Below are 18,531 nucleotides of genomic sequence, written 5' to 3' on the forward strand. Positions count from 1 at the left end.
AGATACCCCCAGAAACTGTGGATAAGTCTGTGAAAGGGTAGTGCCGGGGCCAGGAGTCCCGGGGCTCTGCGCTCTTTGCTCAAGAAATAGGCAATAAAAGCAAGCCATTGAAGTTAAAAGATATTAATGGCAATACGTTTGCGTCGCCTGGGGTATTTCCTTATCGCGAAGGTCCATGGCGGGCCCTGATTCGCCCTTGACAGGCTTGTGGACCGCCGGACGGCAGCGGTCGCGCCGGGGAGTGGGGAGATTCCTTGAGGCTAGGCCCTCCGTCGGGGGATTCGAGTCGCGCCGCCATGCGTCTTCCCTGCCGTTGGTAGGGGTTTATCTCCGGCGTCGCGCTTGATCAGCCGCCGGGGTCATGACACAAGCATTGCCAGCTACCATTCAGGCTTACCGCCTTTTTCGAGGTGACCCATGCGTCGTCTGTTCTTGGCCCTTGTTCTCGGTCTGCTGGTCGTGGCACCCGCCGGCGTGGGCGTACGATCCGCCTGGGCCCAGTCGGGCGGTTTCGGCTTTGCCGACGAGACGCCTATCACCCTGAACGTGGCTGAGATTGAGGTGGTGAACGATTACGTGTCGCCCATGAAGCCGCCCAACATCGAATACCAGCTGCAGCTGACCCCGGCCGAGGTGGTGCGCCTGTGGGTGCAGGACCGGCTGAAGGCCGCCGGTTCCAGCGGCAAGGCCCGGGTCGTCATCAAGAACGCCAGCATCGTGGAAGTGAACCTGCCCCGCACCACCGGCGTGAAGGGCTGGTTCACGACGGACCAGTCGCAGCGGTATGACGGACGGGTGGAGGTGGAGATCCAGGTCGATATGCCGGCCAAGGGCTATGCCGGCAGTACATCGGTGGTGGTGACCTCCAGCCAGTCGGTGTCCGAGGATGTGACCCTGAACCAGCGGGAAAAGACCTGGTCGCAGCTGGTGCGCGACATGGCCCGCGACATGGACGCCCAGCTGGCCAAGGGTATCCGCGACAACCTGTTCGCGGCGATGATTCTCTGAGTTCCTCAAGCGCCGGCGGGAGTTTTTAGTTTGCCTCAGGCGCCGGCGGGGCATCCGCCCCTAGGCTATCCTCAGTTTCCAGTCCACTGCGTTCCCCGGAAACTTCCGGCGGCCACGGTCGTGGCCTAGGGAAAACGAAGGGATGGGTGGCGTGTGACCAAAGGAAAAGGCCGGTGGCGTTGTCGCCACCGGCCTTTTCCATGGGGCGCTTACAGCCTTAGAACATACTCCCCGCCGGGCTGGGATTGCCGATCATGGCCAGGAACTCGCGGCGGGTGCTGGGGTCGCTGCGGAAGGCGCCCAGCATGCGGCTGGTGACCATGGATACGCCGGGCTTGTGCACGCCGCGGGTGGTCATGCACTGGTGCGACGCCTCGATCACCACGGCCACGCCCAGGGGCTGCAGCACCTCGTCGATGGTATTGGCGATCTGCGAGGTCATCTTCTCCTGGATCTGCAGGCGCTTGGCGTAGACCTCCACCACCCGCGCCAGCTTGGAGATGCCGACCACGCGCGACCGGGGCAGGTAGGCCACGTGGGCCACGCCGATGATGGGCACCATGTGGTGCTCGCAATAGCTTTCGAAGCGGATGTCGCGCAGCACGACCATCTCGTCGTAGCCGTCGGTCTCCTCGAACGTGCGGGCCAGCAGCTCCATGGGGTCGGAGGCATAGCCGGCGAAGAATTCTTCATAGCTGCGGACCACGCGGTCGGGCGTGCCCAGCAGGCCTTCGCGCGTGGGGTCGTCGCCGGCCCAGCGCAGCAGGGTACGGACCGCTTCCTCCGCTTCCTCCCGGCTGGGGCGGCCTTGGGCGACCACGGTGCGGCGCCCGTGGACCGGCCCGGCCACGATCTTGTCGGCAGGGGTGTTTTTGGCGTGGGTCACGGTGTTTCTCCCTCGGGCGGGCTGGCGTGGTTGGTGACGGGGCGTCTAGGCCCGGATTCGGGACCATATGGTCGGGTTCTGTACAAGCACGGGTGCGGGGCCGTCTGTGACAGCGGTCGGCTTGGTCTCGTGTCTTTATCTACGAGCGGGCGGGGCTGTCAGTTCAGCGCCCCACGCTCATGGGGGCTATCCAGGGAGAAAGCCGGGATGCGCACGTCGAAACGGCTACCGTCCGTACGCTCCATCTGATAGCTGCCGACCATGATGCCCGACGGCGTGCTCAGCGGCGTGCCGCTGGTGTATTCGAAGGATTGTCCGGGGCTCAGCACCGGCTGCTCGCCCACCACACCGGCGCCCCGCACCTCCTGCACCCGGCCGCGGGCGTCGGTGATGTGCCAGTGGCGGCTGCGCAGCTGCACCGTCTCGCCACCGGTGTTCTCGATTCGCACGGTGTAGGCCCAGACATAGTGACCTTCACCGGGGGACGACTGATCCTCCAGGAATTCGGGGCGCACGCTGACCCGGATGGCGTGGGTGGTTTCACTGTACATGGGACATGTCTTTCAGGGCGTTCTTCCCGTGTCGCCGGCCGGCGGCTGGTTCCCCCAGCGCCTGGTTGGTCCGCGACAAAATCTCCTGTTCCACCCTTCTTAGGCCTGTTCGCGGTCAATCTCCAGGGTCTTGGGCGCGGGGATGGCGGGCGGGGGCCCTGCATTGCGAAGGGGGATGGGCCCCCAGCAATGCCGAGAGCGGGAGGCCGATCCCAACCCAGCGGGGATCAGACCTAAAAAACCCGCTTGCGCCCAGGGGGGCTTGGCCTCATATAGGCCCTCAGGTGCAACTACCGACGGCGCGTTACATGTACGCCAGCCTCCTCCTTCGACGACGATCCTCCGGTCGCCTGCTGTGCGGGCGACAGGGTCGTATCACGGCCGGATGCTGACGCGTCGCCCCACTCCTGGCGACGCCCCTCGGTTCCGGTCTCTAGGCGCCCACCGCGCCATCGTTTTAGAGAACCGGGACACCCCAATCGTATGATCCTGACGACTGAGCTGCCGGCGCACGCCGGCGCCATCGAACGCCTGCTCGACACCGCCTTCGGACCGAAGCGCAAAGCCAAGACCGTTTACCGCCTGCGTCGTGGCGTGGCCCCCGTGGCCGACCTGTGCATGGTGGCGCTGGACGAAGAGGCGCCGGGCTACTCCGCCGCCCAGCCGCGCCTGGTGGCCTCCATCCGCTACTGGCCGGTGATGGCCGCCGACGGTACCATGACCCTGATGCTGGGCCCCATCGCCGTGGCCGAGGATTACCGGTCCGCCGGCCTGGGCGGCCAGTTGATCCGCGCCAGCCTGGCCCGGGCCGAGGCGCTGGGCTATGCCAGCGTCCTGCTGGTGGGCGATGCCCCCTATTATAACCGCTTCGGCTTCACCCGCCGGCCGGTGCTGGGCCTGAAGCTGCCGGGCCCGGTGGAACTGGATCGCTTCCTGGGCCTGGAGTTCATCCCCGGCTCGCTCAGCAAGGCCCACGGCATGCTGGGCCGCGCCCCGACCCGCACGGCCGCTCCCGCAGTCACGGCCGAGGCCCCCACGGCCGAGACTGGCGTGGCCAAGCTGGTCCGCCCGCGCCGGAGGGCGGTTCGCTGAACCATCCGGCCCCCCGGCCAATTGCAACGGCCGGGACCCGTGACCGATGTGCCCCTGAGGATCGAGTTTCCTGCGTTTCCAAGCAGCGGCCCTACTACCGCTTGAACGCCGCCCCGGAAAGCCCTATAAGCTCCTTCCCGGCGCGGGTGTAGCTCAATGGTAGAGCAGAAGCTTCCCAAGCTTACGACGAGGGTTCGATTCCCTTCACCCGCTCCAACAACTTCCCTAGAAAATCAGCCACTTAGCGCCCCGGCGATGTGCCGGGTGGGGCCGCGTTGTGCCTGATTCTGCCCCATGCTAGCTTACGCCAGTGCTTACACGGCGGCGGTGTAAGCAGGTCGGAAGCCCCTTTCGCGAATCGCGCCGACGGGCGTTTCGGCCTCGATCACCGTCCATGTAAGCACCCCGTGTAAGCAAATTGGGGTGGCTGACCCATGGCCCGTGTCCGTCTCACCAAGACCCTCGTGGATGAGCTGCAACCGCCCGACAAGGGGCAGAGCTTCATTTGGGATAGCGATGTGCCCGGCTTCGCCGTGCGCGCCACGGCCAGCGGGGCCAAGGCCTGGGTGGTGCAGATGCGGGTGCGCGGCGGCAAAGAGCGGCGCATGGTCATCGGCTTTTGCCACAAGGTGCCCTTGGACAAGGCCCGGATCGAGGCCCGCAAGGTCATCGCCGCCGCCGACCTGGGCCGCGACCCGGCGCAGGAGCGCCGAGAGGCCCGCGAGGTCAAACCCGACACCAACCCCACCCTCACGGAATTCGCCGAGCGGTGGATGGAGGAGGTGGCCGGCCGCCGCAACCGGGCCGGCACCATCAAGAACCGCCGCTTGCTGCTGAAGAACCACATCCTGCCCCACCTGGGCGAGAAGCGCCTGGCCGACATCGGCCGGCGCGACGTCGAGGACATGCACCACCGCGTGTCCCAGAAATTCCCCGTGGCCGCCAACCGCGCCGTCTCCCTCTGCTCCGCCCTGTTCGCCACGGCGGAACGCTGGGGCCTGCTGACCGAGAACCCGGCCACCAAGGTGGAGCGCAACACGGAGGAGGGGCGCGAGCGCTACCTGACGCCGGAGGAGATCGCTCGCCTGCAAACCGCCCTGGACCAGAGCCCGGCCCAGGACTCGGCCGACGTGGTACGCCTGCTGCTGCTGACCGGCGCGCGGGTGGGCGAGGTGTTGGCCATGCGCTGGGACCAGGCCGACCTCGCGGCCGGGGTGTGGAGCAAGCCGGCCGCCACCACCAAGCAGAACAAGACCCACCGCGTGCCCCTGTCGCCGGCGGCGGTGGCGGTGCTGGCCAAGCGACAGCAGGCCGCCAAGACGTCCCCATGGGTGTTCCCGGGGCGGGAGGGCCCGGCGCACCACATGACCACCGTGCGCACCTTCTGGACGGCGGTGTGCAAGCGGGCGGGCATCCAGGCCGTGCGCATCCACGACCTGCGCCACACCTTCGCCAGCCTGCTGGTGTCGTCCGGCGAGAGCCTGCCCGTAGTGGGCGCCCTGCTGGGCCACACCCAGGCCAAGACCACCAGCCGATACGCCCATCTGCTGGACGATCCCCTGCGCCGCGCCGCCGAGCGGGTGGCCGCGATCACCAGCGGCGGTAAGCTGTAGGGCGGGAGCGCCGCGAATGATCGAGCGGACCTTCCTCATTCAACTGCCTGACCTGACCGAGGGATTGCCCCAGCACTTCTTTCACACGGTGCCGTGGCCGGATTGGCGGGAGGCGGGCGACTATCAGGCCATCGATGAGCATTACGCGGCGGCCGTGGCTCGACGGGAGGCGTTTGAACGGAATTGGGACCAATACGGGGGGATGCCGGAAAGGCTGCGGCACGTCCTGGGCTATGACCGGCAGGAGTCCGAGACCAGGGCCCGGATCGCCCACGACCCCGCCTACGACTATCACGCTGCGTGGGAGTTCCTGCGCCGGAACCAGGGCTATCAGCGCGATTGGGCGATATGGAGCCGGGCCCGGGAACGGGCGCAGGGGAACGAGGCGGCGGGGCGACAACGACTCGACGCCGAAGACGTCCTTCGTGAGCGCTACGGGATCGATACCGACTTCGACAAGCCCGCCGATCCGTTCACCGGCGGCATGCCCAAATTCCTGAAGTTCGCGCAGGCGCCGACCCGGAAATTCCGCCGGTCCGTCCAGAACTACACCTCGTATCTCCGCGTGTTGGACGGTCTGGCGGCGGGCGTCAGCCGTTCGGAAATCGCGGCCGTCGTCTTCCCTGGGGAGGGCGGCAAGAAGCGGTTGGAGCGCGCTGTGGCGGTTTCACAGGCGCTGGTCGGTGGCGGCTATCGTGAGATCGCCACCCGGCACCGGGATTGGCTTTCCTGAACGTTGGCCCTCCCCTGATGCCGTGTGCCGCCCCAATCCGGATGTGTGCCCGCCCTCTTGCCCCGTGTGCCGGCCATTTCGGGGTGTGTGCAGGCCGTTTCCCGCCGTGTGCCGAACCATAGGCGCGCTCGCATGGCCGCCCGTGGTTTGGCACCGAAAGCCGCCCCAGGGTTTCTGCGGGTTCCAAAGGCGGGCAAAAGCAACAAGGGGAAGTGCAGGATACGCAATTTGTCCGTACAAATTTCTCCTGCTTCCCCGGTGGGGAAGGTGCCGGCGATCCGGCAATCCTCCGCGTTGGCGGAGGCGGAAGCGACCGGAGGGGGAATGGCGCGTTCACAGGGATGGAAGTCGGCTCGCGTTGAGTTTCGTATCGACGAGGCGGACAGGACGGAACTGATCTCAGCAGCGGCCGCTGACGGCGCCCGTGGCCTGTCGGAATGGGTACGTGTGGTGGCCTTGGCGGCGGCCCGCCGCCACCCCGTCTACAGCGCCAACGAGTTGGACGTCCTGGCGGCGTTGCGGGAGCAGATACGATCCAATGGTGTCCTGCTGAACCAGATGGCCCGCCGCTTGAACATGCTGCCCCACGATGACCGGGCCGCCGGCCTGGCCCCGGAACTTGCCGAGGCCATACAGCGGACGAATGGGCTCTATGACGAGCTGGACCGCACCCTGAAGCGGGGGCCGCGATAAACGGCGCCATCGGAATCCGCCCAGAATTTATTTCGGGGCGGACAGCCCGCGATCCATGTGAACAATGGGGGGCCTCGACCGATAACGAGGCATCCCCGATGGCTTACAAGAAGAAACCGAACCCGCAACCCATCCAGGCGGCGGAGCCGATTTCCCGCCTGCTGACGCCTGAGGAGGCGGGACAGTTGATGGGAGTCGCGGCGCAGACCCTGGCGCATTGGCGGAACAGGGGGTGCGGGCCGCGCTACCTGACGCTGACCGCGCGGTGTATCCGCTACGACGAAGCGGTGCTGCGGGCCTGGCTGGACAGCCGGATCCGGGCATCGACGGCGGAGAACGAGGAATGACGCGGCGGCGCAATTCATTGGAAGGCGCCCAGGGCGAACTATTCAAGGCGCGCACCACCTGGTTCCACGTCCTTCACGCCATGATCGAGAACGGCGAGTGCGCGGCGCTGAAGCCCTACGCCACCGTGGTCTATCTGGTCGTCAAGGCGTATGCCAATTTCCGCGACGGCACGGCGTTCCCCAGCGTTGAAACGATCGCCAGCAAGGCGGGGATGAGCAAGCGCCAGGTGAGCAGCTCCCTCAAGGTGTTGATTGAGGCCGGCTACCTGGTGGCGACAACCGAGGGCCGGCGCAACAAGTACAAGATCAAGGAGAAGGTGGAACTTCGGGATCCAGCCGGCATGCCGGCGGCGGTCGCCACTTGGGACTATCTGCCCAACACCTTCATGGAGGCGCTGGAACAGCTGCGGTCCATGTTGGCCGAGGGCGTTCGCGTGCCGGAAATGGGGCGCCCGGTGGTCATCAAGAACCTGAACATAAACGTGCAGATCAATGCCCGGGACGGCGTCCAGACCGCCCAGGTCGGGTCCGATGGGGCCGAATAGGTGCATATGGTGCACCTATCGCCCTGTGGATAAGGCCCCGATAGGTGCACCATATGCACCTGACACCCCCCGAATCGGTGCACCACGTGCACCCTAACGAGACTCTTCTAACGATATGCCAAAGGGGGCGGCGCGTAGCGCCATCCCGCGCGCGGCGAAGCGCCGCCCCCTTTGGCTCATCCCCCTATAGTCCCCCTTCGGCGCGGCGGGCCTGTGGGCAATTTGCATTCGGGTGGGCGCTGGCCGGCATGGCGGGGCCTAGATCCACCACGAAGCGCGCGCGGAAGTGGGGGTAAGGCATGACGGCGTCTTTGCGCGAGGAAGCGGGCCGGTTATCCTCGGCTTGAAGGTTGCGATAACGCGGGAGGCGGCCGTGGCGATGCTGGACGTGGAACGGTACAAGGCGTTGCGATCCATGCGGGTGCCGGAGGCGTGGGCGCTTCAATTGGCCCTATGTGATGAAAAGCGCCCCTTGGCGCCATTGGTGTGCGACCTCGCCCGGGACGCTTCCGTAAAGGCGCGCCAGGTCGATTGGATGATGCGTGCCACCCTGTGCCTCAGCCTCATGACCGCCTTCTTGGTCTTCTCCCCCGGCCGCTGATAGTCCGGTCGCGTGCGACCATGCGACCATGCGACCATGCGGCACCGCCGCCAAAGGGGCCGCCGCTCCGCCAGCTTTTGGGGGCGCTCCGCGTCGTCCCCTTTGGCTCAGCGCTATATCCATAGGCGTTTATCCGCCTAATTTGACTTTAGGCGCTTTTTCGCCTATTACCTCCTTAGGCGCAATTCCGCCTTGGGGAAGGCTATGGGCATCCGCAGCAACACCGATCTTGGCCACACCCTGCGCCAGATGCGCCAGGCCGCCGGCCTGACCCAGGCGCAGTTGGGCGACAAGGCCAGCCTGCGTCAGCGGACCATCTCGGATGTGGAGCAAGGGCGGGGCTGCACCACGGAAACGCTGTTCGCCCTGCTGACGGCCCTGGGCGCCGAAATCACGGTGGACGCCCGCCGCGTCACCGACTTCATACCGGGCAACTACTGATGCCCCGCACTTCTCGCAGCCTTAAGGACAGGCTGGACGTCTATCTGGGGCGCAGTCTGGTGGGCGCCCTGGTGCGCGGCGGTGGCGGTGATGTCTCCTTCACCTATGACCGCGACTGGCAGGTCCGCGCCGATGCCCTGCCGGTATCGCTCAGCCTGCCCCTACAGGCCAAGGCCCATACCGGCCTGGCCGTGGCCGCCTATTTCGACAACCTCTTGCCCGACAGCGACGCCATCCGCGCCCGCATCGCCATGCGCGAGGGGGCGGCATCCGACCGGCCGTTCGACCTGCTGGCCGCCATCGGCCGGGACTGCATCGGCGCCCTGCGCTTCCTGCCCCCTGGCGCCGACCCCGGGGACCCGACCCGCATGGAGGCTGACGAGGTGCCGGTGGCGGAGATCGCCCGCCGCCTGCGCCACCTGAAATCCGCTCCCCTTGGGCGCGAGCAGGGGGACGATGATTTCCGCATCTCCATCGCCGGCGCCCAGGACAAGACGGCCTTCCTGCGCCTGCCCTCGGGTGCTTGGGCCATCCCCCGGGGGGCCACGCCCACCTCGCACATCTTCAAGCCCCCCATCGGCCTGACGGAGGGGCGGGTGGACCTGTCGGACAGCGTGGAAAACGAATGGCTGTGCCTGGCCCTATGCCGCGCCCTGGGCCTGCCCGTCGCCAACGCCGCCATCGAGCGGTTTGAGGATCTCACGGTGCTGGTGGTGGAACGGTTCGACCGTCGGCCGATGGAGGGTGTCCTCTATCGCCTGCCGCAGGAAGACCTCTGCCAGGCCCTGGGCGTGCCCAGCAGCCGGAAGTATGAGGACAGGGGCGGCCCCGGCATCGTCCAAATCCTGAAGCTGCTGGCCCGCAGCGACACCCCCGACCAGGACCGGCGGAATTTCCTGAAGGCCCAAATGGTGTTCTGGCTGTTGTCCGCCCCCGACGGCCACGCCAAGAACTTTTCCATTTTCCTGACCCCCGGCGGCTTCCGCTTGACGCCGCTCTACGATGTGATGTCGGCCATCCCCTATGGTACCACCTCCCGCGCGTTCGACCCCGCCCGGGTCAAGCTGGCCATGGCGGTGGGGCGCAACCGCCATTACCGGGTACGGGACATCGCCTTGCGGCACTGGCGCCAGACCGCCGAGGCGGCCGGGCTGGCGGAGCGCGTGGTTGAGGAGATCATCGCCGAGTTGCGTGCCGACTTGGACGCCACGCTTCAGAGCCTTCGGCCAAGCCTGGGCCATCATGTGCCGGCGGACCGGGTGGATCGGCTTTGCGATCACCTCGCCCACAACGTTAAGAGCCTGGCGGTTGCCTAATTGGCGACTTGGACAATCTTGCCAACTCCGGGCAGGGGCGCCTACAAAGAGTTGAGATACCTCTTGTAGATATCGTCAGAAGGGGCGGCCTATGGCCTTGGGGGAAGCGGACACCCGCCGCAAATTCATCGTCCCGTTGCTGCAGCAGGCGGGCTGGGATGACGAACCTCATGCCATCAATGAGCCGCGTACCTTCACCGATGGCCGGGTGATTTTTGTCAGTGGCACGGTCATTCTGCTCAACCAGCCGGCGGTTGATGCGGCTGCCCGTCGCCAAGAAGGACTGGTGTAATGGCACGCCTGGAAGACCTCACGCCCAACGCCTCCGTGCGCGGCGTCTTGCCCAACGGGCTGGTGACGGTGGTCAATGTCCAATGGCACGGTTCCGCCGCCGTTGAGCTGACCTACAAGACGCCAGAGGGCAAGGTCGCCAACGAATTGCTCTACCGTCATGATGAGGAGCGGATCGAGGTGGCGACGGTGGGCAGGCCGTGGTCCTTCGACGGCGACGGTGGCCTGTTCCGGTTGGTTTCCGAGGCCCAGCGCATTCGCCTGGCCCATCTGTTCGACCCCGTGCTGGCCGTGCACACCTCGGTTGTGGAACCGCTGCCGCACCAGATCACCGCTGTTTACGAGTCCATGCTGCCGCGCCAGCCGCTGCGCTTCCTGCTGGCCGACGATCCCGGTGCGGGCAAGACCATTATGGCCGGCCTGTTGATGAAGGAGCTGATCGCCCGTGGCGACCTTCAGCGGTGCATGGTGGTTTGCCCAGGTAGCCTGGCGGAGCAATGGCAGGATGAGCTTTACCGGCGCTTCCAGTTGCCCTTTGAGATTTTGACGAACGACAAGCTGGAGGCCGCCCGCACCGGCAACTGGTTCCTGGAGAACAACCTGGTCATCGCCCGCCTCGACAAGCTCTCGCGGGATGAAGATGTGCAGCAGAAGCTGCAAGCCCCCGACTGCCGGTGGGACCTGGTAGTATGCGACGAGGCCCACAAGCTGTCGGCGACCTTCTTCGGCGGGGAGATCAAGTACACCAAGCGTTACCGGCTGGGCCAGATGCTTTCCTCGCTGACCCGGCACTTCCTGCTGATGACGGCGACGCCCCACAACGGCAAGGAAGAAGACTTCCAGCTTTTCATGGCGCTGCTGGACGGCGACCGCTTCGAGGGTCGCTTCCGCGACGGCACCCACACCGCCGACGTGTCCGACCTGATGCGCCGCATGGTCAAGGAGAAGCTGCTGAAGTTTGATGGCAAGCCGCTGTTCCCGGAGCGCATCGCCTACACGGTGCCCTACAAGCTGTCCGACCCCGAGGCACAGCTGTACCAGGAGGTCAGCGATTACGTCCGTCAGGAGTTCAACCGAGCCGACGCGCTGCAAAACGATAAGCGTGCGGGCACGGTCGGCTTTGCCCTGACCATCCTGCAACGGCGTCTCGCCTCCTCCCCGGAGGCGATTTACCAATCGCTGCGCCGTCGGCGGGAGCGGTTGGAAAGCCGTATGCGGGAACTGGAAATCCTTCAGCGCGGGGCCGAGGTCGGCGCCATGCTGTCCGCCGGGCGTATGCTTGATGCCGACGATGTGGAGGACCTGGATGACGCGCCCGACAATGAGGTGCAGGCGGCTGAGGAAGAATTTCTCGACCAAGCCACCGCCGCCCGCAGCATCGGCGAACTCAAGATCGAAATCGACACCCTGAAGCGGTTGGAGGCCTTGGCGCTGTCCATACGCCGCAGCGGGGAGGACAAGAAGTGGCGCGAACTGGCCAGTCTGCTGTCTGAGATTTTCACGCCGGCGCTTATCGCCAACCGTTTGGCCGAAGAGGCGGAGCCCTATGATGCAGGCGTCCCGGCCATCCCCAAGCCCGCCCCGTCGCCACGCCAGAAGCTGGTGCTGTTCACCGAGCACCGCGACACCTTGAACTACCTGGAAGGCCGCATCACCGCCCTGCTGGGGCGCCGGGAGGCGGTGGTCGCCATCCACGGCGGCTTGGGCCGGGAGGAGCGCAAGAAGGCGGAGGAGGCCTTCAAACACGACCCCGAGGTCAAGGTGCTGCTGGCCACCGACGCGGCGGGGGAAGGCATCAACCTTCAGCGCGCCCACCTGATGGTGAACTATGATCTGCCCTGGAACCCCAACCGCTTGGAGCAGCGCTTCGGCCGCATCCATCGCATCGGCCAGACCGAGGTCTGCCATCTGTGGAACCTGGTGGCCGAGGAAACCCGCGAGGGCGATGTCTACCGCAAGCTGCTGGAGAAGCTGGAGCAGGCGCGTCAGGCCCTGGGCGGCCAGGTCTTCGACGTGCTGGGCAAACTCCAGTTCGGCGGCAAGCCGCTACGTGAGCTGCTGATCGACGCCATCCGCTACGGCGAACAGCCCGAGGTCCGCGCGCGCCTGGATCAGGTCATCGACGATGCCGTCGACCGTGACCATCTGTGCGGCCTGCTGGAGGATGGGGCGCTGGTCCAGGACACCATGGACGTCAGCAAGGTCAACCGCATCCGGGAAGAGATGGAGCGGGCGGAGGCCAAACGCCTGCAACCCCACTACATCGAATCTTTCTTTATGGAGGCCTTCCGCCGCCTGGGCGGCAGTACCAAGCAGCGGGAGCCGCGCCGGTATGAGATCACCCACGTCCCCGCCCCCATCCGCAACCGTGACCGGCTGATCGGCATCGGTGAGCCGGTGCTGTCACGGTACGAGCGCATCGCGTTCGACAAGCCCCTGGTGGCGCCCATGGGTCAGCCTTTGGCTGCCTTCGTCTGCCCCGGCCACCCCTTGTTGGACTCGGTCATCGATATCACGCTGGAACGCCACCGCGACCTGCTGCGCCGGGGCACCATCCTGGTGGACGAGCGCGACTATGGCACTCATCCCCGCCTCCTGTTCACCTTGGAACACGCCATCCAGGACGGCGCGGTGACGCGGGGTGGGGAGCGGCGCGTCGTTTCCAAGCGCATGCTCTATGTGGAGATGGACGAGGGAGGCACCACCCGGCCCCTACACCACGCCCCCTATCTGGACTTCCGCCCGCTGAAGGAGGGCGAGCCCGATGTGGACGCCATTCTGGCCCGGCCAGAATGCGCCTGGATCAGCCCGGGCCTGGAGGCCCAAGCCATCGGCCATGCCATCGGTACCGTGGTGCCTGAGCATTTGGCCGAGGTGAAGGCCCGCAAGCTCGCCCTGCTGGCAAAGACCGAGGCGGCGGTGAAGGACCGCCTGACCAAGGAGATCACCTATTGGGACCACCGTGCCGAACAACTGAAGCACCAGGAACTGGCGGGCAAGACCAACGCTAACCTCAATTCCGGCGAGGCCCGCAAGCGGGCAGACGCCCTTCAGGCCCGGCTGGAAAAGCGCCTGGAGGAGATCAAGCAGGAACGGCAGATGTCGCCCCTGCCGCCCGTGGTGCTGGGCGGCCTGCTGGTGGTGCCGGTGGGCCTGCTGGCGGCCATGACCGGTCGGTCCCTGCCCACACCGCCCATAGACACCCTGGCCGCCGCCGCGCGGGCACGTGACATCATCATGCAGGTTGAACGCGGCCTGGGCTTCGAGCCGGTTGACCGCGAGTTTGAGAAGTTGGGCTATGACATCGAAAGCCGGGTGCCTGGCACCGGCCGTCTGCGGTTTATCGAGGTCAAGGGCCGGGTGACGGGGGCGGAGACGATCACCGTGACCCGCAACGAGATTCTGACCTCGCTCAACAAGCCTGACGACTTCATTTTGGCGGTGGTGGAATTCGACGGGCCGGACCACCGCGTCCATTACATCCGCCAGCCCTTCACGCGGGAGCCGGACTTTGGCGCCAACAGCGTCAACTACAGCTTTGCCGGATTGATCGCCAAGGCGGGGGCCGTGGCATGAGTATATCGTTCACCCAACTATCTTGCCGAACAATCACTCCGACCTGACCAGAGCGAGACACCGAATGTCAATCAGTGCTCAGAACAGATCGCTTCCAGATTGGTTTACCCGCATTCGAACTCGGCAAACTGTTTTGCCACGCTTTCAGCGGTTCGAGGCTTGGTCCTACGCAAACGTAACCCAACTCTTCAACACTGTGCTCCAAGGGCTTCCGGTGGGGGCCGTCCTCGTGCTGGAGGTGGGTAACCAGGAGCCCTTCCTGTCCCGTACCATTGTTGGCGCACCGGAAACTGGCGAACGGGTCACGGAACATCTTCTCGACGGTCAGCAACGCTTAACCGCATTGTGGCGTGGTCTCCACAACAACTACCCGGACCGCACGTTTTTCCTCTATCTGACCGATGACGAAGAGACCGGTCAGCCCTACTGGGTGGATTCCATAGCTCGTTGGAAGAACGCTACCGATGGCGACTACAGGCCCTTTTGGGCCAATAAACCCAGTGAGCAGTGGGCGCGAGGTGCGATTCCACTTGATCTCTGCGCACCGGGAGACAACGCAGTTACTAAATTCAATGAGTGGGCCAGAAAGGCCATTGCGGACACCGACGAGCGGGAGAAAGTGAAAGATCGGATCTGGGCGATCCGCCAAATCTTTGCCACGTTCAATCTTCCGTATCTCTCACTTCCTGTAACAACGCAAAAAGACACTGCTCTGGAAGTGTTTCTCAAGATGAATACATCTGCAGCTCCGCTTTCCACCTACGATATCGTTGTGGCCCAGGTGGAGGCGGGCATGGGACAGTCACTTCATGATCTTGTGTCAGAGGTCAGAAAATCTTGCCCGGACATCGAGAGTTACTATCCGGCGGAAGACGTTGTGCTCTATGCCAGTGCACTCTTGCACGATAAACCACCATCCAACGCCACGTACATGGAAAAAGACTTTGGCACTATGCTGGTGAGTACGTGGGAAAAGCTCCTGAAGGGTATCAGTAGCGCGACAATATTCCTACAAGAGGAGCGGATCTTCGATGCGGCGAGACTCCCAACCGATGTCGTCGTGCCGGTTCTTGCGGCGCTTTGGGCGGAGGCCCCGGACGGCTTGGACATTGAAGGCCGATACAGAAGCGTACTCAGGAAATATATCTGGCGCGCCTTCTTCACAAACCGGTATGAGAAGTCCACTAACTCTCGGTCTCTTGCCGACTATACTGAGATCAAAGCTTATCTCGGGAAGTCCAGAGATGCGGCACCGGCTGTGTTCGACGAAAAACAGCATCCACTTCCAGAAATCCAGGAACTGGTTAACGCCAGTTGGCCGAAAAAAAAGGATCGCCTCGCCCGCGCCATTCTTGCCTTGGCGCTACGTCAGGGTGGCTATGACCTGGCGGACGGAAGCACAGTGAGCCGAGCTAACCTACCCAAGCGGGAATACCATCACTTGTTTCCGGATGCGCACCTGCGGGAGCTTGAGGTCCCGGATGATAAAATCTATCGCTCTCTGAACTGTGCGCTGGTGACCTGGCGAACCAACCGAAACATCTCCTGCAAGGAACCGGAGCGATATCTGGCCGAGCGCCGCGCCGCAGCAGAACTTGGCGAAGCGGATTTGGTTGCTCGATTGGCCAGTCACCTTATTCCCTATCAGGAGATGATTCAGGGCGATTACGATGCTTTCCTGGAGGCTCGCGCCCGCCTGATCCATACCGCCATGCAGGAGATTTGCGGCACCACAAAGGTCGACGCAAATATCGCGCCTTCCCTGCAACCAGCCTAACCAGCGTTTTTTTGAATGCCTGTCGCCTGTCCGAGAACTGTAATGACCAAAACCCGCAAGAAGCTCATCGAGGTCGCCCTGCCGTTGGAGGCGATCAATAAGGAAAGCGCGCGGGAGAAGTCCATCCGGCATGGGCATCCCAGCACTTTGCACTTGTGGTGGGCGCGGCGGCCGTTGGCGGCGGCGCGGGCGGTGATTTTTGCGCAGATGGTGGACGATCCGTCTGCCTATGTGGACACCCTGCTTGCCGACCCAGCCATCAGGCGGGCGGCTAAACGGGCTCTGGACAGGGAGATGGCCCTTTGGGAAGAGCGGAAGGCTCTGCGGGACGCGGATCCGTCGCTCCCTCCCGTGGGTGAGCAGCCGACGCTCGAAGACTGCGCCGCTCAGGTAGAGCGCGACCGTCTATTCCGCATTATCGAGCAGTTGGTGAAGTGGGAGAACACCACCAATGAGGCGGTGCTGGACCAGGCGCGGGCGGAGATCTGGCAAAGCTGGCGGCGGGCTTGTGCCGAGAATGCCGACCACCCGCGCGCCAAGGAACTGTTCAACCGCCACGTCCTACCCGGCTTCCACGATCCCTTCGCCGGCGGCGGTGCCTTGCCGTTGGAGGCCCAGCGCCTGGGGCTGGAATCGCACGCCACCGACCTGAACCCGGTGGCGGTGCTGATCAATAAGGCGATGATCGAAATCCCACCCAAATTCGCTGGCCAGCCGCCGGTCAACCCCAAGGCGCAGCAGGAGCTGGCGCGGGGCGGGCGGTGGAACGGCAAGGGCGCGCAGGGCCTCGCGGAGGACGTGCGCTACTACGGGCAGTGGATGCGGGACGAGGCGGAGAAACGCATCGGCCATTTGTATCCCAAGATTGAGGTCACTGAGGCCATGGCCGCCGAGCGGCCCGACCTGAAGCCGCTGGTGGGCCGTCAATTGACCGTCATCGCCTGGCTGTGGGCGCGCACAGTGAAAAGTCCCAACCCGGCTTTCCGCAACATAGACGTTCCCCTGGTCTCCACCTTCACCCTGTCAAAGATGAAGGGTAATGAAGCCTATATTGACCCAACAATCAGAGCTGACACCTACTCATTCACCGTTAGACTCGGTCAATCTGCTAATCCCGAATATACCAAGAACGGAACCAAGCTTGGGCGAGGAGCTAATTTTCAGTGCCTGATATCGGATTCGCCAATTACGCCCGACTATATTAAGGCAGAGGGGCGCGCAGGTCGAATGGGCGCGCGTCTAATGGTCATTGTAGCGGAAGGTGACCGAGGGCGCGTCTATCTGCCGCCGACAAAGGAGATGGAAGATATCGCAACTAAGGCTGTTCCGGAGTGGAGGCCTGAAACGCCCCTCGCTCCCGATCCTCGTGCTTTGTGGACACCGGCTTACGGCCTTAGCAAATACGGCGACCTATTCACGGACCGGCAACTCGTCGCATTAACTACGTTTGCCGATTTGGTTCAGGTGGTGAGGGAAAAAGCCAGGGTAGACGCCGTTGCATCCAGACTGCACGAGGATACAAGGCCGTTGGCAGAAGGCGGCACTGGTGCGACAGCTTACGCTGACGCGATAAGCGTTTACTTGGGATTAATCATAGATAGACTCGCTGATTACAACTCATCTATTTGCACATGGCATGTTGGTGGACCAACCACCGGCACAAAAACGAGAAATACATTCTCGCGTCAAGCGCTACCAATGAGTTGGGATTTCATCGAGGCCAACCCCCTGTCAACACAGTCTGGCAGCCTTGGCAATTCCATTGACTACACTTGCAAAGCAATAGCGGTCTCTAGCCTTTCTGGAGGTAAGGCGTTTCAGGCTGACGCATCAATGCAAATAAACAGCGCCGATAGGGTTGTTTCAACTGATCCACCATACTATGACAATATCGGATACGCCGACCTTTCGGACTTTTTTTATGTTTGGCTCCGCCGGACATTGCGTTCGGTGTTTCCCGACCTATTCTCCACTTTGGCAGTGCCAAAGGCTGAAGAACTCGTTGCAACGCCCTATCGCCATGGCGGCAAGGACGCGGCGGAGAGCTTCTTCCTGACCGGCATGACGGCGGCTATGCACCGTCTGGCTGAACAGGTCCATCCAGCGTTTCCGGTTACCATCTATTACGCCTTCAAACAGTCGGAAACGGCTAGCGATACGGGCACCAGCAGCACCGGCTGGGAAACCTTCTTGGATGCGGTGATCCGCGCTGGGTTCGCCATCAGCGGCACCTGGCCCATGCGCACCGAGTTGGGCAACCGCATGATCGGCTCGGGCACCAACGCCCTAGCTTCCTCTATCGTCCTGGTCTGCCGCCCACGTCCTGATGACGCCCCTACAGCTACCAGACGCGAGTTCCTAACTGCCATGAAGGCCGAGCTTCCCGCCGCGCTGGCCCACCTTCAGCGGGGCAACATCGCGCCAGTTGACCTGGCGCAATCTGCCATCGGTCCTGGCATGGCGGTTTACACTCGCTATGCCAGGGTCATTGATGCGGAAGGCAAGGACGTCAGCGTGCGGGAGGCCCTAGCCCTGATCAATGAGGTGTTGGACGAGGCCCTGGCCGAGCAGGAGGGCGATTTCGACGCCGAAACCCGTTGGGCCCTCGCTTGGTTCGAGCAGGTGGGTTTCAACGATGGCGCCTATGGCGACGCGGAAACCCTGTCCAAGGCCAAGAACACCGCCGTTTCCGGCCTGGTCGAGGCCGGTATTCTCATGTCCAAGGGCGGCAAGGTGCGCTTGCTCCGCCCGGCCGATCTGCCCGCCGACTGGAACCCGGCCACCGATACCCGCCTGACCGTGTGGGAAAGCGTCCACCACCTGATCCGCGTGCTGGAGGCCGGGGGCGAGACGGCGGCGGCCAAGCTGGCGGCGGCATTGGGCAGCAAGGCTGAGGTGGCGCGCGAACTGGCCTACCGTCTCTATACGCTGTGCGAACGCAAGAAGCGGGCGGTGGAGGCCATGTCCTATAACGGCCTGGTGCAAAGCTGGCCGGAAATCCTGCGCCTGTCACACGAGGTGCCGGCCGAGACATCCGCCCAGGGCTCACTGCTGTAAGGAG

The 18,531-nt window shown here is 64.1% G+C and carries 16 protein-coding genes and 1 tRNA gene; 15 read left to right on the forward strand and 2 right to left on the reverse strand.

What is annotated here, in order from left to right:
• Positions 1–417: 417 nt before the first annotated feature.
• On the forward strand, positions 418–1,008 hold the full coding sequence (locus tag FBZ87_RS14475) for a hypothetical protein (RefSeq protein WP_145610970.1): 591 nt from the start codon (positions 418–420) through the stop codon (positions 1,006–1,008).
• 217 nt (positions 1,009–1,225) lie between these two features.
• On the opposite strand, the gene folE is transcribed toward FBZ87_RS14475, so the two are convergent.
• Together folE and apaG are read right to left on the reverse strand one after the other, a co-directional pair.
• Entirely contained in the window at positions 1,226–1,861 is a 636-nt protein-coding gene (gene folE, locus FBZ87_RS14480; RefSeq protein WP_186454773.1) for a GTP cyclohydrolase I FolE, read from the reverse strand.
• A gap of 191 nt (positions 1,862–2,052) precedes the next feature.
• Positions 2,053–2,445 carry a Co2+/Mg2+ efflux protein ApaG gene (apaG, locus tag FBZ87_RS14485; protein WP_040848143.1) on the reverse strand — a complete coding sequence of 131 codons (393 nt, stop codon included), beginning with the start codon at positions 2,443–2,445 and terminating at the stop codon, positions 2,053–2,055.
• Positions 2,446–2,928: 483 nt separating this feature from the next.
• Between apaG and FBZ87_RS14490 the strand changes: the two genes are divergently transcribed.
• From FBZ87_RS14490 to FBZ87_RS29720, 14 genes are all read left to right on the forward strand, one after another.
• On the forward strand, positions 2,929–3,537 hold the full coding sequence (locus FBZ87_RS14490) for a GNAT family N-acetyltransferase (RefSeq protein WP_145610971.1): 609 nt from the start codon (positions 2,929–2,931) through the stop codon (positions 3,535–3,537).
• 142 nt (positions 3,538–3,679) lie between these two features.
• Positions 3,680–3,753: transfer RNA gene (locus FBZ87_RS14495), tRNA-Gly, on the forward strand.
• Positions 3,754–3,971: 218 nt separating this feature from the next.
• Entirely contained in the window at positions 3,972–5,150 is a 1,179-nt protein-coding gene (locus FBZ87_RS14500) for a tyrosine-type recombinase/integrase (RefSeq protein WP_145610972.1), read from the forward strand.
• 16 nt (positions 5,151–5,166) lie between these two features.
• On the forward strand, positions 5,167–5,883 hold the full coding sequence (locus FBZ87_RS14505; protein WP_145610973.1) for a DUF2285 domain-containing protein: 717 nt from the start codon (positions 5,167–5,169) through the stop codon (positions 5,881–5,883).
• A 324-nt stretch (positions 5,884–6,207) separates the two neighbouring features.
• A complete protein-coding gene (locus FBZ87_RS14510) occupies positions 6,208–6,576 on the forward strand; it encodes a hypothetical protein (protein WP_145610974.1) in 369 nt (122 codons plus the stop codon).
• A 98-nt stretch (positions 6,577–6,674) separates the two neighbouring features.
• A complete protein-coding gene (locus FBZ87_RS14515; protein ID WP_145610975.1) occupies positions 6,675–6,923 on the forward strand; it encodes a helix-turn-helix transcriptional regulator in 249 nt (82 codons plus the stop codon).
• A complete protein-coding gene (locus FBZ87_RS14520; protein ID WP_145610977.1) occupies positions 6,920–7,468 on the forward strand; it encodes a helix-turn-helix domain-containing protein in 549 nt (182 codons plus the stop codon). The genes FBZ87_RS14515 and FBZ87_RS14520 overlap by 4 nt, the downstream gene beginning before the upstream one ends.
• A 373-nt stretch (positions 7,469–7,841) precedes the next feature.
• Positions 7,842–8,069 (forward strand): hypothetical protein, encoded by a 228-nt coding sequence (locus FBZ87_RS14525; RefSeq protein ID WP_145610978.1) that lies wholly within the window; start codon positions 7,842–7,844, stop codon positions 8,067–8,069.
• Between the two features lie 204 nt (positions 8,070–8,273).
• Entirely contained in the window at positions 8,274–8,510 is a 237-nt protein-coding gene (locus tag FBZ87_RS14530; RefSeq protein ID WP_044562590.1) for a helix-turn-helix transcriptional regulator, read from the forward strand.
• The gene (locus tag FBZ87_RS14535) at positions 8,510–9,826 is read left to right on the forward strand and encodes a type II toxin-antitoxin system HipA family toxin (RefSeq protein WP_145610979.1); all 1,317 of its coding nucleotides are present in this window, start codon (positions 8,510–8,512) and stop codon (positions 9,824–9,826) included. The genes FBZ87_RS14530 and FBZ87_RS14535 overlap by 1 nt, the downstream gene beginning before the upstream one ends.
• Positions 9,827–9,917: 91 nt before the next feature.
• Complete coding sequence (locus tag FBZ87_RS14540; RefSeq protein WP_145610980.1) at positions 9,918–10,118, forward strand: hypothetical protein; 201 nt, start codon at positions 9,918–9,920, stop codon at positions 10,116–10,118.
• Entirely contained in the window at positions 10,118–13,693 is a 3,576-nt protein-coding gene (locus tag FBZ87_RS14545; protein ID WP_145610981.1) for a helicase-related protein, read from the forward strand. Before FBZ87_RS14540 ends, FBZ87_RS14545 begins: the two co-directional genes overlap by 1 nt.
• A 64-nt stretch (positions 13,694–13,757) precedes the next feature.
• Entirely contained in the window at positions 13,758–15,470 is a 1,713-nt protein-coding gene (locus tag FBZ87_RS14550; RefSeq protein ID WP_145610982.1) for a DUF262 domain-containing protein, read from the forward strand.
• 42 nt (positions 15,471–15,512) lie between these two features.
• A complete protein-coding gene (locus FBZ87_RS29720; RefSeq protein ID WP_145610983.1) occupies positions 15,513–18,527 on the forward strand; it encodes a DUF1156 domain-containing protein in 3,015 nt (1,004 codons plus the stop codon).
• The last annotated feature ends 4 nt before the right edge of the window (positions 18,528–18,531 follow it).

The organism is Nitrospirillum amazonense, assembly GCF_007828035.1.
Classification (GTDB): domain Bacteria; phylum Pseudomonadota; class Alphaproteobacteria; order Azospirillales; family Azospirillaceae; genus Nitrospirillum; species Nitrospirillum amazonense.